Consider the following 15,030-nt stretch of genomic DNA (forward strand, 5'->3'; position numbering starts at 1 on the left):
TAATCAGGGTACTAAGAGACTGGGTAGGGTCATGCGCCACATCACTGAGTTCGTGAGCGGAAAGTTCACCGCGTGGATCGTTCTGGCACTCGCTGTCATCGCCGCGGGCATCCTCTTTGCGACAGCTCCGGCAAGCTCGGGAACAATCGCTCCGACCGCCGGCCTGCCCTCCACGACCCAGTCCGCGCAGGTCGCCGAACTTCAGAAGACTCTCCCGAACTCTGATGCCGGGTTCGCGCTGATCGTCTTCGACCGGAGCGGGGCACCCCTCACAGAGGCCGACAAGACGGCGATCGCGGCACGCTCCGCAGCCCTGGCTCCCGAGTCACTCAGCGGCCAGTTGCCCCCGGCGCAATACTCAGAAGACGGCACCGCGGCGCTCATCCCGATGCCCCTGGCAGCAGTGGCAGACAGCACGGCTCAGGGCGAGCGCGTCACGAGCCTGAGGGCTACCGCACAGGCTGATCTACCCGACGGACTGAACGCCTACCTCACCGGGCCAGAAGGCTTCCAGGCCGACGTTGCGTCGGCGTTCAAGGGCGCTGACTTCAAACTCCTTCTCGTCACCGTGATCGTCGTCGCGGCTCTGCTTCTCATCACGTACCGGAGCCCCTGGCTCTGGCTGGTGCCGCTCGCCGTGATCGGCTCCGCAGATGCCCTCGCCAGCGTGATCGTCAAAGACCTTGCCCAGGTATTCGGTTTCACCGTCGATGCGTCGATCTCGGGCATTCTGTCGGTGCTCGTCTTCGGTGCCGGCACCAACTACGCCCTGTTGCTGATAGCGCGGTACCGCGAAGAACTCCGAAAACACGACAAACGCAGCACCGCCATGTCGATGGCTCTGCGCGGCGCGGGCCCGGCGATCCTGGCCAGTGGCAGCACCGTCACTCTCAGCCTTCTCACCCTTCTCTTCGCCTCCCTCGAAGGAAACCGGGCGCTCGGATTCGCCTGTGCGATCGGCATCGTGACCGCCATGATCTTCGCGCTCATCGTTCTTCCCGCGGCCCTGGTCATCTTCGGCCGTGGGCTGTTCTGGCCCTTCGTGCCGCGGTTCGGCTCCGAATCGCCGACCGAACACGGCTTCTGGGCCCGACTCGGTCGCGCCGTCTCGAGGCGCCCCGCCGTCGTCACGATCGTCAGCGTCGTCGTTCTGAGTGCTCTGGCCATCGGCACCCTCAGCATCTCGGTCGGTCTCTCGCAGGTTCAGCAGTTCAGGGGCAACCCCGAATCGGCCCAGGGCCAGGCGGTCATCGACGCTGCCTTCCCCGCCGGGCAGAGTGCCCAGACAGCAGTGATCGTGCCGACGGATGCTGTGACTGACGCCCTGGCGATCGCAACCTCCACCCCCGGCGTCTCTGCGGCCACGCCCGGCCAGTCGGCTGGATCCATCACCCAGCTGAACGTGACACTCGACGCCGAGCCGGGGTCCCAACAGGCCTTCGACACCATCACCACGCTCAGGCAGGCATATGCAGACGCTCCGAACGCCGCATCCGCCGCGCTCGTCGGCGGCAGCGATGCCACGGCCCTCGACACCAGGGTCGCCGCGGCCCACGACCAGGCCCTGATCATCCCCCTGATCCTGGCCATCGTCTTCATCGTGCTGCTCGTTCTGCTTCGGGCTGTTGTCGCGCCGGTTCTGCTGATTCTCACCGTGGTTGCCAGTTACTTCGCCAGCCTCGGGGCGGCGAACCTGGTCTTCACGTCGGTCTTCAAGATTCCGGCCTTCGATACCAGCGTCGCGCTGTTCAGCTTCCTGTTCCTGGTGGCCCTCGGGGTGGACTACAACATCTTCCTCGTCACGCGGGCCAGGGAGGAGTCTCTGCGTCTGGGTACCCGCGAAGGAATGATCCACGCTCTTTCAGCGACCGGTGGGGTGATCACGAGTGCCGGCATCCTTCTCGCTGCGGTCTTCGCCGTGCTGAGCGTGTTGCCGATCATCGCCTTGACCCAGATCGGCGTGATCGTGGGCATCGGCGTTCTGCTCGACACCCTGCTCGTGCGAACCGTTCTGGTGCCGGCTCTCGTCTTCCTCACTGGTGACAGGTTCTGGTGGCCCAGCAAGATCGGAGCGGCTAGTGCTGCAGGCTCGCCCGTTGCTGTCTCGCCCACGGTCGGCGACGCGCCGAAAGCCACCCGACTGAACTAGGGATGTCGATCGCCCCCGATGCAACGCCGACGACAAGGAATTCAGGCACGTCCGCGAACAGTAGCGTTGGAACGTGAACGACGCGAAGAGCAAAGACGAATCAGAACCCATCCCCGCCGTCTACACCGCCCAGATCGGTAGCCAGAGCGTCGACCTGCCGATTGTGCCGGTTTCGGATTCGCTCTCGATCGCGCTGATGATGATCATCGACCACGGCGTCAGATTTGCCGCAACGGCTGGCGCCGAACTGGCCGCACACTTCGCCGCAGTGAAGCCCGACGTCGTGGTCGCGCCCGCGACGCTCGGCATTCCCCTGGCCATCGAGGTCACTCGCAGCCTCGGTCTCGACGACTACCTCATTCTGCAGAAGACCCGCAAGATCCATCTTCGAGATGCCCTCAGCGAACCGGTCAATGCGATCACGAGCGAAGGCGGCCAGTCGTTGCTGCTCGATCGAAACAGAATCCCGAGCGTGGCCGGGCGCCGAACGCTTTTCGTCGACGACGTGATCTCAACCGGCTCGTCGACGGCAGCCGCGCTGCGCCTCCTTGTGGCCACGGGTGCCGACGTGGTGGGAGTGGGCGCGCTACTCACGGAGAGCGATGCGTGGAGAGAACCTCTCAGCGAATACGCCGACAGGATCTTTGCGCTCGGCAGCATCCCTGTGTTCCCGCGCTAGCGCTAAAGAGGACCCGCGATGGCTCGCCCGCAGTGTTCCTTCCGCAGCCGAAACCGAAGAAGGGTCGCCCTCTCGGGCGACCCTTCTGGTCAACAACGCGCGGTCGCGGGCAATGGTGGAGATGCGGGGAATTGAACCCCGGTCCACTGCTGTGGTCATGTGCCTTCTACGGGTGTAGCCAGTGAAATCGTTCTACTCGGCTCCGGAATGTGCCACTGGCACCTAATCCGACAAGCCCAGCCTCAGTAAGAGTCCCTGCGTGCCCTCAGGCGAAACACACAAGCAATCCCTCTAGATAACGCCAGGCTCCGGGTAGAGGGCATTCCCGGTCTGACGGTTCCTTAGTGGGCTACAAGGAGCTTAGGCTGCGAGAGCGAAAGCGGCCTTGGAGGCCGGAACAGTGCTGTTTTGATTGGCACTTATAGTTTGCAGAGAGCGTTTACGAGTTAACCCTGCATCCTCGACCCGCTTCTCACACTCACTCAGGCAATGTCGAAACCGATCATCCCCCCGGGCAAGCAGAAGCTTGAGTCACTACCGCGCGCTGTTGAATTTTCACCGCACCCAGCAATCGAGTGCAGCCCTCTAGTATAGCGCAGACTTCACTCTCTCTGCATCGCAGGCTGCGGATTCGTTGAGCTTGCCCTGGCGAGAGCCAGCGAGCTTCTGCGCAATATGGTCGCCGATCGTGATCGGAGCGTAGAGATTGGGCGTCGCTTCGGTGACCGTTGACGGGATCGTCTGTATCACAGCGTCGAAGTTACCGTCATGGAAGAACGCCGCCGAGCGGCGCCGCTGGATGGTGCCATTCACGATCGGAGGTTTGACCCGGTGAAGGGTCGACATCCACTGGTCGTTCGTCCACCGGCCGGTGACGTCGCCCAGGTTGATCAGCAGCGCTCCATCGGCCGGTGCTACATCATGCCAGGCGCGGTCGCGACCGAGCACCTGGAGACCGGCGACCTGGTCAGCCCAGAGGATGGTCACGATGCCGAAGTCGGTGTGCTCCCCCATTCCGGTGAGGTCTCCATCGAGATCGACGGTGCCTTCAGGAAGTGCGTAGTTGTTCATGCGCATCACATCGATCGAATGGTCGGTGACGCGCTCGAAGAAACCGTGCTCGACGCCGAGGGCATCTTCGAAAATGACGGTCATCGTCTGTGCAACGCGCCGCGCCTCTTCGTAGTAAGCCAGCACCTGCGTCTCGAAACGAGCGTCGAGCTCTGGCCAGACATTCTCGGCATAGATAGAGGTCGGCAGCTCGAGGTCAGGGTGGAGGGACGCCGCATCACCGATGTTGAACGCTTCGAAGAAGTCGTTCATCCTCGAGGCGGATTCGACTCCCAGCGAAAGGCTCAGGGATTCACTCTTCGGCGCCGAGTAGCCGCGATTCGCGCCGGTGGGAGCCGTCGCGAGTTTCTTCGTCTCCAGATCCTGCCCGAAGAACAAGTCCATCGCCTCGGCGAGTCCGTCGGTCACCGGTACGGGAACACCGTGTCCGATGATCTGCATGAATCCGACCGTTCTGCAGGCCCTGTCGAGGTCTCGTGCAACCTCGGCACGAGCATCCGCGTCACCACCGGCCACATACGCGGTGATGTCGATGGTGGGCACTTCGAAAGAAACGTCTTCGGTCATGCCTTCATCGTAGAGGCGCATCATTTCCGACAGATTGCACGGTTGGCGAATGCCGGAACCCCGGAGCCCTGTCGCCTCGTAAGGCCCAACACAATCCCCAGCCGCCTCAAGACCCGGTCGACTATTCTCTTCGCTATGAGCATCGGCCGCTGGACTCCCGCGCAACTCCCCTCGCTTGCAGGCAAACGCTTCGTCGTCACCGGTGGCAACGCCGGTCTCGGCTACTGGGCCTCAGAGTTTCTCGCCCGTCGCGGTGCCTCTGTCGTGCTTGCGGCCCGTAACGAGCAGAAGGCCGAATCAGCGGCAGCATCGATCCTGACGCGTGCGCCCCTCGGCTCTGTCAGCTTCGTCAAGCTCGACCTTGCCAACCTCGAATCCGTGGAGTCGGCTGCAGCAGTGCTGGGCAGCGAACCGATCGACGGACTTGTCGCCAACGCCGGAGTCCTCGGCTCAGCCAAGCCGCAGTTCACCGACAACGGTTTCGAGTTGATGTTCGGCACAAACGTACTCGGCCACTTCGCCCTGATTGCCCACGTGATGCCGACACTGCTCGCAACACCGGGTTCACGCGTCGTCTCACTCGGCAGCATCAGCCACGAGTTCTTCGAAATGGATCTCGCCGATGTCATGAGCGAGGTCGACTACCGAAGCTTCAGAGCCTACGGCCGGTCAAAACTTGCGGCGATGCTGATCGGGTTCGAGCTCGACCGACGACTTCAGTCCGCAGGACTGTCGACCCGCAGCCTCGTGGCCCACCCGGGCTTCGCGCTCGACGGCCTCAGTGCCGAGCGACCGGGTATCGCCAAGAGCGGGCGGTACAACGCGCTCGTACGCACGGCCCTTGATCCATTCGCTCAGGGGAAAGACGCCGGCGCCTTGCCCATCGTTCGAGCGGTGGCTGACCCGGTTGCCCGCGGCGGCGAGTACTGGGGGCCCGACGGCTGGCGGCAGCTCAAGGGCGACCCCGCCGTGGTGCGTGCCCGCAACCGGGCCCGAGACATTCGAACGGCCAGTGAGCTGTGGGCGATGGCCGAGACGATGACGGGCAGAGCACTCTCCCTGTAATCCGAGGCGACCTCGCTGCTGGCCACGGTGCCGGCAAGGCAGGTGTCACCGCGTCGTGATCGAGGCGAACTTCCGGATGCTCAGCGGCACGAACACGAGCAACATGACGGCTATGCCGATCAGCACGGCGAGGATCGGGTACTGCTGCGTCCAGACGTCGGGCACGGGAGTGCCGGCAGGAACGTTGCCGAAGAGTTGCCGGGCTGCCTGCACCAGTGCCGAGACAGGGTTGTACTCGGCGAAGATGCGAAGCGGCGTGGGAAGTGTGTCGGAGGGCACGAACGCGTTCGAGATGAACGTCAGTGGGAACAGAATCAGGAACGACACGTTGTTGATGATCTCGGGGCTTCTGACGCTCATGCCGACGAAGGCCATCAGCCACGAGAGAGCGTAGGCGAACAGCAACAGGAGCCCCACCGCAGCGACGGCCTCGAAGAAACTCGACCGCACCCGCCACCCCACGATGAACCCCGTGGTCATCATCACGACCATCGAGATGCTGTTGATGATCAGGTCGCCGTTCGTGCGCCCGACCAACACGGCCGACGGACTCATCGGCAAGGTTCTGAAACGGTCGATGATGCCGTCTTTCAGGTCTTGCGCCATTGCCGACCCGGAATAGGTCGATCCGAAGACCACGGTCTGGGCGAAGATGCCCGCCATGATGAACTCGGTATAGCTGCTGCCCGGAATGGAGATCACACCGGAGTAGACGTAACTGAACAGCAGAACGAACATGATCGGCTGAAGCAGTGTGAAGACCAGGATGTCGGGAACGCGCTTGATCTTGATCAGGTTGCGGCGGGTGGTGATCCAGCCGTCGCTGAAAAAGTGGCCGAACGCCGTTCCTGATGCGGTTTCGGGCTGCAGCCGCGCTGTCGATGGAGCACCAGTCTGGGTGTGGATCGTGGTCATGACTTCACCGCTGCTTTCGATTTCGCTTTCGTCTTCTTGCCATCGCCGCCGGACTGATCGTCGCTGTCATCGTCTACCGCGGTCGCTGCGTGGCCGGTCAGTCGCAGGAACACGTCATCGAGTGTTGGGCGCCTCATGCCCGCGTCGAACAATTCGATGTTCTCCCGACCGAATTCGCCGAGGACGACCTGCAGGACCGCGGGCGCGTCTATCGCCCCGACAGTGAGGCTTCGGCCCTCACTCGACACCACGGGCTCACCGGAGCCGTGGCGACACAGGATCTGGACCGCCGCCGCGGTGTCGGTCGCCGTGACGAGATTGATCTCCACCCGTTGGCCGCCGATCGACGCCTTGAGCTCGTCTGCCGTGCCTTCGGCGATCACCTTGCCGTCATCGACGACGGAGATGCTGTCGGCGAGTTGATCGGCCTCTTCGAGGTATTGGGTGGTGAGCAGAACCGTCGTGCCCTCACCGACCAGGGAGTTGATGATGTCCCACATGCCGAGCCTGCTGCGGGGGTCAAGGCCCGTGGTCGGCTCGTCGAGGAAGAGCACCTGGGGCCGCGTGACGAGGGCACCCGCGAGGTCGATGCGACGCCGCATGCCACCGGAGAAGCCCTTGACCGGTCGGTTCTGCGCCTCTGTGAGGTCGAAGAGCTCGATCAATTCTGTGGCCCTGGCTCGGGACTGCTTCGCACCGAGGTGGTAGAGCCGCCCCACCATGTCGAGGTTCTCGAACCCGGTCAGGTTCTCGTCGACCGCCGCGTACTGACCGGAGACGCCGATGATCGGCCGGATGCGCTCGGGGTGTTTCGCCACATCGACACCCCCGATCATCGCAACGCCGGAATCCGGCCTGATCAGCGTCGTGAGCACCTTCACGGTGGTCGTCTTGCCTGCGCCGTTCGGCCCGAGCAACGCCGTGATGGTGCCCTGCGGTACGGAGAGAGTCAGGCCGTCGAGAGCATGAACGGGCGGCGCGCCCCGTGGCGTGTAGACCTTCTCAAGGTTCTCTGCCGTGATGTACGTCATGCCGAGACGATAACCACAGCCTCCGACATTCGCAAGGAACACTCACAATCACGATGAGATGTTCACTGCGAAAACGTCACCGCGCAACTTTTGGCATGCGTACAATCGGGGCGGGTGAGCGTTGATCTGACAGAGAGGGTCAGTCGCCCAGGTTGCGTTGCGTTCCCATCGCCCTGTCGGCCTCGCGCTTGTCCTGCCGCTCGCGCAGCGTCTGGCGCTTGTCATACTCCCGCTTGCCCTTCGCCACCGCGAGTTCGACTTTCGCCCGACCGTCGCTGAAGTAGAGCCGCAGGGGAACGAGGGTGTACCCGCCCTCTTTGACCTTGTTGTGGATCTTCAGGATCTGCGCCTTGTGCAACAGCATCTTGCGCTTACGGCGCGGCGGGTGGTTGTTCCAGCTGCCCTGGTTGAATTCCGGGATGTGCACAGCATCGAGCCACGCCTCTCCGCCGTCGATGTAGCCGTAGCCGTCGACGAGGGATGCCCGGCCGGCCCGCAACGACTTGACCTCGGTGCCCGTGAGCACGAGCCCCGCTTCATAGGTGTCTTCGATGGTGTAGTCGTGGCGCGCCTTGCGGTTGGTCGCGACGACCTTCTCTCCGCGTTCGCGTGGCACGATGACTCCTGGCTCTGGTGGTGGTGTTGCTGGCAGCCCACCAGTCTATCCGATTGTGCGGGTTAGCTAGACCTTGAGGTACCGCGTGATGGCGAACTTCGCCGAGATGGCCGCCAGGACCACCCCGAGCACGAGCAGGATGGGAGCAACGATCACCAGGGCATCCTGGACCGTGACGAAGGCGGTGAGCGGCAGGTTCTTCTGCAGGTACCCCTCGACGAAGAAGTGCACGATCGCCCACACCGTCGCGCCTGCGAGCACTGAACCCACCACAGCTGCGATGACGCCTTCAAGAATGAAGGGCGTCTGGATGAACCTGTTCGACGCGCCCACGAGCCTCATGATGCCGATCTCCCGACGCCGTGAGAACGCGGAGAGCCTGATGGTGGTGGCGATGAGCAGCACCGCGGCGACGAGCATGAGGGCAGCGATGCCGATTGCCGTGTAGCTCGCCGCGTTGAGTATCGAGAAGATCTGCTCGAGATAACTTCGCTGGTCGACCACTGAGTCGACCCCGGGAGCCGTCGTCAGGCTCTCGACCAGAACCTCTGACTGTTGGGGGTCGACCATGTTGATCCAGAACGTCTGGTTCAGCAGATCGGCGGTGACGTACCGGGCGACGTCATTTCCCGCGAACTGCGCCTTGAATTTCTCGTAGGCCTGCTCGTGGTTCTCGAAGTCGTAGGTCTTGATGAAGGGCGCGAGCGTCGAGCCTTTGAGTTGGGCGTCGACGGCGGCGATCTGATCGGGAGTGGCCTCACCGTTGGCGCAGTTGGCACTGCTGGAGGTCGCAGTGCACATATAGACCGCGACCTGGGCCTTGTCGTACCAGTAGCCCTTCATCTGGCCGATCTGCATCTGCAGCAGGATGGCGGCACCGACGAAGGTCAGCGAGATGAAGGTCACGAGGACAACCGAGACGACCATGGACATGTTGCGGCGGAGGCCCGTGCCGACCTCACCGAGGATCAGTGCGAGTCTCACGAGGTGGGCCCCACCTTCTGGTCGGCGGTCGGGTCATGCCTGTCGCCCGGGGCACGCAGCCCGAGCTTCTCGGCGAGGCTCAGTGAGGCCGTCGCCAGGTCGTCTTCTGGCGCCGTGCCGGATACTGCGGAGTCTGGCTCGGGTGATTCACCACCGTGAGCGTCGGAGGACGGATCATCGACACCTCCTGACCGCGAGGCCGGGTCTTCTGCGGCGGGATGACCCGGTGACGGGGAAATGGTGGATGCAGACACCACGGGCACCCGCGGAACAACAGGAACGGCGCGTGACGGTGTCGCCGATGGCACCGGAGTGGCTGTGACCCCACCGATGAAGGCCGGCACGGCTGCCGCAGGCATCGAGGTGGTGGCAGGCGCCGAGGTGGTGGCAGACGTCGAGGCTGCGGCAGACGTCGAGGTGGCGGCAGACGTCGAGGCTGCGGCAGGCATCGAGGTGGTGGCAGCAGGTGCAGCAGCACGCGCATCGGCGGCGGTCGACAGGGAGGCGACCGGTGCAGGCGCGACGAGCGGCATCACGGGCCGGTCGATGGCTCCGGTGGCCTGCATACGCAGCGACAGCGGGTCTGGACGGGTGATCTCTGCGGTCATTCCGCTGTCTTGGAGGCTGATCTCGGTGATCTTGCCGTAGCCGCCCTGGCGCTCATCGCGGACGACCTGCCCGCTGACCAGTTCGACAACCCGGCGCTGCATCTGGTCGACGATGGCGTTGTCGTGCGTGGCCATGATGATCGTCGTTCCTCCCGCATTGATGCGGTCGAGCACGTTCATGATGCCAGCGCTTGTGACCGGGTCGAGGTTGCCCGTCGGCTCGTCGGCGAGCAGGATGGCGGGCTTGTTCACCACGGCGCGGGCGATGGCCACCCGCTGCTGCTCCCCACCGGAGAGCTCGTGCGGAAGCCGGCCGGCCTTCTCAGCGAGCCCGACCATCGCGAGCACGTCTGGCACGGCCTCCTGGATGAACCCCCGGGATTTGCCGATGACCTGAAGGGTGAACGCAACGTTGTCGAACACGTTCTTGTTGGGCAGTAGCCGGAAGTCCTGGAAGACCACCCCGAGGTTGCGCCTGAAGTAGGGCACCTTGCGGGAGGAGATCGACCCCAGATCCTGCCCGAGCACGTGGATGCTGCCGCTGGACGGCCTGTCTTCCTTCAGCACGAGGCGCAGGAAACTGGACTTACCCGACCCTGACGCGCCGACGAGAAAAACGAACTCACCCCGAAGAATCTCGAGGTCGATCGTGTTGAGCGCCGGCTTTGCCGTGCCCTTGTACATCTTGGATACCTGGTCAAATCGAATCATGATCGAGTCGAGCCTAAGCAGGATGCCCCACATCGGGCCTGAGCGACGCGCCCAACAGCGAAGGCTTGGAGAACCCTGTGCGGCAGCAGAGCGCCTAGTGCGCCGCGCTCAAAGCGAGCGCCCGTTCAGGGCGCACGCCGCGCTCGCTTACTCGATCTTGCGCTTGCGCCAGCGGATGCCCGCGGAGATGAACCCGTCGATGTCTCCGTCGAACACGTGCGAGGGGTTGCCCTCCTCGTAGTCCGTGCGAAGGTCTTTCACCATCTGGTACGGCGCGAGCACATAGCTGCGCATCTGGTCGCCCCAGCTCGCCGTGATGTTTCCGGCGAGCTCCTTCTTGGTCGCGTTCTCCTGTTCGCGCTGCAGAAGCAACAGCCGTGACTGCAGAACGCGAAGCGCTGCGGCGCGGTTCTGGATCTGGCTCTTCTCGTTCTGGCAGCTCACCACGATGCCCGTCGGCAAGTGGGTGATGCGGACCGCGGAGTCCGTCGTGTTCACCGACTGGCCGCCTGGCCCGGATGACCGGAAGACGTCGACGCGGATGTCGGTCTCCGGCACCTCGACCACCTCGGTCTGTTCGATCAGCGGCACCACCTCGACGGCCGCAAAGCTGGTCTGGCGCTTGCCCGCCGAGTTGAAGGGGCTCATGCGCACCAGCCGGTGCGTACCCGCCTCGACCGAGAGTGTTCCGAAGGCGTATGGCGAGTCGATCTCGAAGGTCGCGCTCTTGATGCCCGCCTCCTCGGCGTAGCTGGTGTCGAGAACGGTCGCCTTGTGGCCGTGCTGCTCGGCCCAGCGCAGGTACATGCGCATGAGCATCTCCGCGAAGTCCGCGGCGTCGACTCCCCCAGCCCCCGCACGAATCGTCACAACGGCTGCACGAGGGTCGTATTCCCCGTTCAGCAGGGTCTGCACCTCGAGTTCGCCCAACACCTTCTGGAGGCTGACAAGCTCGGCCCTGGCCTCGGTCGCCGACTCCTCGTCGGATTCGTCATTGGCGAGCTCGACCATGATCTCGAGGTCGTCGAGTCGCGATTCGATGCTCACGATCTTCGCAAGCTCGGCCTGCCGGTGCGAGAGGGCGCTCGTGACCTTCTGCGCCTTCTCGGTGTCGTTCCACAGGTCGGGAACCCCCGCCTGCTCGCTCAGCTCGGCGATCTGCTCACGAAGGCTGTCGACGTCGACCACCGACCTGATGTCACCGAAGGTCGAACGAAGGGCGGCGATCTGCTCAGAGAGGTCGAGTTCTAACACGGTCACCCAGCCTACCCGCGACTACTGGTCGCCAGCCGCGTAAACTCCTTAACTGATGTGTACTATCGCCGAGACTTCCCTGTGCCCTCGGCGATCGTCAACCGGCGAAGGGCTCGTGTGACAATCGCCGAATCCGATTTCTCCTTCCGGCAGATAGCCCTGCCGGCGTTGTTGCCGTCGCTGTTGTTCGCGATCGGCGAGGGTGCGATCATCCCGCTCATCCCCGCTCTGGCCAGCAACCTCGGGGCCAGTCTCGCCGTCGCCGGATTCATCGCGGGCATGACGATGCTCGGGCAGCTGGTGGGAGACATCCCGAGTGGCTGGGTGGTCAGCCGAATCGGTGAGCGCCGCGCAATGATCTACGCCGCCGCCCTCGCGATCCTCGCGGTCGTGCTGTGTCTGCTGGCCGACAGCCCCGTGGTGTTCGGTGTCGGCATCTTCTTTCTCGGGCTGGCAGCCGCGATCTTCTCGCTGGCCCGCCATGCCTTCCTCACGACCTTCGTGCCCAAGCCCTACCGGGCACGGGCTCTGTCGACCCTGGGCGGCACCTTCCGTGCCGGCTGGTTCATCGGGCCGTTCCTCGGGGCGGGCCTCATCGCTGTGACGGGCGTCTCGCAGTCGGTCTTCTGGATCCAAGGCGTCTGTGCCGTCGCGATCATCGTGCTGCTCATCGTCGTGCCTGACCCGATCGAGAAACTCAGCCTCCCCGACGTGGGCGGTGAGTGCATCGCCGAAGAGTCCTCTGGTCTTGTGAAGACGCTCTGGGGGTACAGAGGGCTTCTGGCGCGCATCGGCAGTGGTGTGGCCCTCGTCATGGGTCTGAGGGCGGCACGGATGATCATCCTGCCGCTCTGGGCCGTGAGCCTCGGGCTCAGCGAGAGCAGCACGGCGCTGATCATCGGCGTCGGCGGCGCCCTGGACTTCGCCCTCTTCTACACCAGCGGCCAGATCATGGACAGGTTCGGGCGGCTCTTCAGTGTCATTCCGTCGATGCTGGGGATGGGCGTCGCGCTCATCACCCTCTCGCTGACGCACGACCTGCCTGCGGCACTCATCTGGTTCATTGTGCTCACGATCGTGCTGGGCATTTCGAACGGCATCGGCAGCGGAATCGTCATGACCCTCGGCGCCGACCTCGCGCCACCCGATGACCCTGCGCCGTTCCTCGGTGCGTTCCGCTTCACGGGCGACCTCGGTACGGCCGGTGCGCCCTTGGTGATCTCGCTCGTCGTTGCCGTCGCCTCGCTGCCACTGGCTGCCGCTGTTCTCGGACTTCTCGGGTTCGTGGGGGCAGGAGTGCTGCTCCGGTACGTACCGCGTTATGCCCCGGGAGGCGATCCCCGCGACGGCCCTCGCAAGGGGCCCCGAAACGGCCGCCGGATGCTCGCCCCCACACCCCCCGAATAACCCGCAGGCTCGCAGGGCCCGCACCAACACAGTCCCCCCGTGAACGCACCCATTACACTGGGGGTGTTCTCCGCGGGAGTGGTGAAATTGGTATACACGCAGGTTTTAGGTACCTGTGCTTTCGAGCGTGAGGGTTCAAGTCCCTTCTCCCGCACGCGCCACAGGCTGCGTCGATTCCTCCGGCGCAGGCACTGACCAACCGGCCGCACGACGACTGGAGTTTGACGTTGCACACCGCACTCATACCGTTTCTCGACCCCACGACGCTGATCAACGCGTTCGGCCCCTGGGCGCTGCTCGGCATCTGCTTCATCATCTTCGCTGAAACCGGGCTCCTGGTCGGATTCGTGCTTCCTGGCGACACGCTGCTCTTCTTCACCGGGCTGCTCACCTTCACCGGAACGATCGGCGTCCCGATCTACTTCGTGGCCCCCGCCATCGCCCTCGCGGCATTCATCGGTGGTGAGGCCGGGTACCTGATCGGCCGCAAGGCAGGTCCACGCATCTTCGAACGCAAGGAATCCGGGTTCTTCAGCATCAAGAACGTCGAACGCACGAATGCGTTCTTCGAACGGTTCGGCGGCTTTGCCGTCGTCATCGCACGATTCGTGCCGGTCGTGCGCACCTTCGCCCCGGTCGCTGCCGGCGTCGGGCGCATGGACTACCGCAAGTACAGCCTCTACAACGCGATCGGTGCCATCATCTGGGGTGGCGGATTCGTCATGCTCGGGTACTTCCTCGGCCAGATCCCGGTTGTCGCCGACTTCACCGCGAAGTACATCGATGTCGTGTTGCTCGCCGTTGTCGTGATCACGCTGGTCCCCACCGTTCTGCACACTGTCATGTCGGCCCGCAAGTCGAAGAAGCTGGCCTCTGCTGCCGACGCAGACGCCGTCGAGGCCACCGGGGCAGCCGAAGAACTGCTGCTCGACCCCGAGGTCTTCAACCGCCGGCCAGGCAAGGGACACGCCGCCGACTGAGTTCAACGCTTGGCGATCATCCTGCCCAGCGAGTGACTACCGCTCCCGGTTGCGGGAAGTGGCTCAGCGATGCTGCCCGGGTTCGTGCCCCGCGTGCTCAGCCGGTTCGAGCTGGAAGGTCGAGTGCTCCACGTCGAAGTGCTCGGCGAGGCACTCGGAGAGCTGGTCGAGCACCGCTCCCGTCGTGCCGTCGACGAAGACGCTGCTGTCGACGACCACGTGCGCCGAGAAGACCGGCTCCCCCGACGTGATGGCCCACACGTGCACGTCGTGAACCTCGAGCACGCCGGGGGTCCGCAGGATGTGGTCGCGGATCTGCTGCACGTCGGTCTCCCGGGGAACCGACTGCACGAGAACGCCGACCACGTCTCGGATCAGTACGAAGGCGCGCGGCACGATCATCGCAGCGATGGCAAGAGAGGCAAGAGCGTCAGCGGCGACGAATCCCGTGGTGAGGATCACGATGGCGGCAACGATCACAGCCAGGGACCCGAGCGTGTCGCCGAGCACCTCGAGGTACGCTCCCCGCATGTTGTAGGACTTCGTATCGCCACCGCGCAACACCAGCAGCGCCGACACGTTGGCAACGAGCCCGACACCCGCGATGACCAGCATCGTGCCGCCCTGCACGTGATCAGTGCCGGGGTTCAGGAGCCGGGTCACCCCCTCAACGGCGACGTAGACCGCAACACCGACAAGAATCACTCCGTTGAGCAACGCCGCAAGCACCTCTGCGCGCTGGAAGCCGAACGTGTGCCGGTCTGACGCTGGGCGCAGCGCGATGATCGAGGCGATGAGGGCGATGATGAGCCCGAACAGGTCGGAGAGCATGTGCCCGGCATCGGCGAGCAGGGCCAGCGAGCCGCTGACGATCGCGCCACCGACCTCGAGGATGAGCACGACGGAGACGATCGCGATCGCTATGCCGAGACGTGCACGGTTGGTGGAGCCGCTTGCGTGGCTGTGCCCTGCTTCGTGCCCACTCATTCTCGT

At 64.1% G+C, this 15,030-nt stretch carries 13 protein-coding genes, 1 tRNA gene and 1 other RNA gene; 6 read left to right on the forward strand and 9 right to left on the reverse strand.

The features are described 5' to 3' along the window. Positions 1-31 precede the first annotated feature (31 nt). Both KPL76_RS13175 and KPL76_RS13180 read left to right on the forward strand, forming a co-directional pair. Complete coding sequence (locus tag KPL76_RS13175; protein ID WP_216333946.1) at positions 32-2,149, forward strand: MMPL family transporter; 2,118 nt, start codon at positions 32-34, stop codon at positions 2,147-2,149. A 73-nt stretch (positions 2,150-2,222) separates the two neighbouring features. Continuing rightward, complete coding sequence (locus KPL76_RS13180) at positions 2,223-2,828, forward strand: phosphoribosyltransferase family protein (protein WP_216333947.1); 606 nt, start codon at positions 2,223-2,225, stop codon at positions 2,826-2,828. Between the two features lie 113 nt (positions 2,829-2,941). Here the strand turns inward: KPL76_RS13180 and ssrA are convergent. After that, positions 2,942-3,338: a transfer-messenger RNA gene (gene ssrA, locus KPL76_RS13185) on the reverse strand. A 75-nt stretch (positions 3,339-3,413) separates the two neighbouring features. Beyond that, positions 3,414-4,466: an isopenicillin N synthase family oxygenase gene (locus tag KPL76_RS13190; RefSeq protein WP_216333948.1), complete on the reverse strand. Its 1,053-nt coding sequence runs from the start codon at positions 4,464-4,466 to the stop codon at positions 3,414-3,416. Positions 4,467-4,601: 135 nt separating this feature from the next. On the opposite strand from KPL76_RS13190, the gene KPL76_RS13195 reads away from it, so the two are divergent. After that, entirely contained in the window at positions 4,602-5,531 is a 930-nt protein-coding gene (locus KPL76_RS13195; protein WP_216333949.1) for an SDR family NAD(P)-dependent oxidoreductase, read from the forward strand. A gap of 45 nt (positions 5,532-5,576) precedes the next feature. Here the strand turns inward: KPL76_RS13195 and KPL76_RS13200 are convergent, their stop codons facing one another. From KPL76_RS13200 to prfB, 6 genes are all read right to left on the reverse strand, one after another. Then, positions 5,577-6,446, reverse strand: a complete 870-nt coding sequence (locus KPL76_RS13200) for an ABC transporter permease (protein ID WP_216333950.1) — start codon at positions 6,444-6,446, stop codon at positions 5,577-5,579. Beyond that, on the reverse strand, positions 6,443-7,477 hold the full coding sequence (locus KPL76_RS13205) for an ATP-binding cassette domain-containing protein (protein ID WP_216333951.1): 1,035 nt from the start codon (positions 7,475-7,477) through the stop codon (positions 6,443-6,445). The genes KPL76_RS13200 and KPL76_RS13205 overlap by 4 nt, the downstream gene beginning before the upstream one ends. Positions 7,478-7,616: 139 nt before the next feature. Beyond that, positions 7,617-8,093, reverse strand: a complete 477-nt coding sequence (smpB, locus tag KPL76_RS13210; RefSeq protein WP_188677527.1) for an SsrA-binding protein SmpB — start codon at positions 8,091-8,093, stop codon at positions 7,617-7,619. A 66-nt stretch (positions 8,094-8,159) separates the two neighbouring features. After that, the gene (ftsX, locus tag KPL76_RS13215) at positions 8,160-9,077 is read right to left on the reverse strand and encodes a permease-like cell division protein FtsX (RefSeq protein WP_216333952.1); all 918 of its coding nucleotides are present in this window, start codon (positions 9,075-9,077) and stop codon (positions 8,160-8,162) included. Beyond that, positions 9,074-10,396 (reverse strand): cell division ATP-binding protein FtsE, encoded by a 1,323-nt coding sequence (ftsE, locus tag KPL76_RS13220; protein WP_216333953.1) that lies wholly within the window; start codon positions 10,394-10,396, stop codon positions 9,074-9,076. Before ftsE ends, ftsX begins: the two co-directional genes overlap by 4 nt. 147 nt (positions 10,397-10,543) lie before the next feature. Further along, positions 10,544-11,650, reverse strand: coding sequence for a peptide chain release factor 2 (gene prfB / locus KPL76_RS13225; protein ID WP_216336493.1), 1,107 nt, complete (start codon positions 11,648-11,650; stop codon positions 10,544-10,546). A gap of 117 nt (positions 11,651-11,767) precedes the next feature. Here prfB and KPL76_RS13230 point away from each other — a divergent pair, with 117 nt between their 5' ends. From KPL76_RS13230 to KPL76_RS13240, 3 genes are all read left to right on the forward strand, one after another. After that, positions 11,768-13,057, forward strand: coding sequence for an MFS transporter (locus KPL76_RS13230; protein ID WP_216333954.1), 1,290 nt, complete (start codon positions 11,768-11,770; stop codon positions 13,055-13,057). 72 nt (positions 13,058-13,129) lie between these two features. Beyond that, a tRNA-Leu gene (locus tag KPL76_RS13235) sits at positions 13,130-13,211 on the forward strand. 73 nt (positions 13,212-13,284) lie between these two features. After that, positions 13,285-14,037 carry a DedA family protein gene (locus KPL76_RS13240; RefSeq protein ID WP_216336495.1) on the forward strand — a complete coding sequence of 251 codons (753 nt, stop codon included), beginning with the start codon at positions 13,285-13,287 and terminating at the stop codon, positions 14,035-14,037. 63 nt (positions 14,038-14,100) lie between these two features. Here the strand turns inward: KPL76_RS13240 and KPL76_RS13245 are convergent, their stop codons facing one another. Then, entirely contained in the window at positions 14,101-15,024 is a 924-nt protein-coding gene (locus KPL76_RS13245) for a cation diffusion facilitator family transporter (RefSeq protein ID WP_216333955.1), read from the reverse strand. Positions 15,025-15,030 lie beyond the last annotated feature (6 nt).

This window comes from Subtercola sp. PAMC28395 (genome assembly GCF_018889995.1).
In the GTDB taxonomy this organism is placed as follows: Bacteria; Actinomycetota; Actinomycetes; order Actinomycetales; family Microbacteriaceae; genus Subtercola.

Excerpts from the sequence above, each read along its gene's own strand:
- KPL76_RS13205 (WP_216333951.1), bottom strand. The coding sequence starts at position 7,477 with ATGACGTACATCACGGCAGAGAACCTTGAGAAGGTCTACACGCCACGG.
- ftsE (WP_216333953.1), bottom strand. The coding sequence starts at position 10,396 with ATGATTCGATTTGACCAGGTATCCAAGATGTACAAGGGCACGGCAAAG.
- KPL76_RS13190 (WP_216333948.1), bottom strand. The coding sequence starts at position 4,466 with ATGACCGAAGACGTTTCTTTCGAAGTGCCCACCATCGACATCACCGCG.
- KPL76_RS13200 (WP_216333950.1), bottom strand. The coding sequence starts at position 6,446 with ATGACCACGATCCACACCCAGACTGGTGCTCCATCGACAGCGCGGCTG.
- KPL76_RS13245 (WP_216333955.1), bottom strand. The coding sequence starts at position 15,024 with ATGAGTGGGCACGAAGCAGGGCACAGCCACGCAAGCGGCTCCACCAAC.
- KPL76_RS13195 (WP_216333949.1), top strand. The coding sequence starts at position 4,602 with ATGAGCATCGGCCGCTGGACTCCCGCGCAACTCCCCTCGCTTGCAGGC.
- KPL76_RS13175 (WP_216333946.1), top strand. The coding sequence starts at position 32 with ATGCGCCACATCACTGAGTTCGTGAGCGGAAAGTTCACCGCGTGGATC.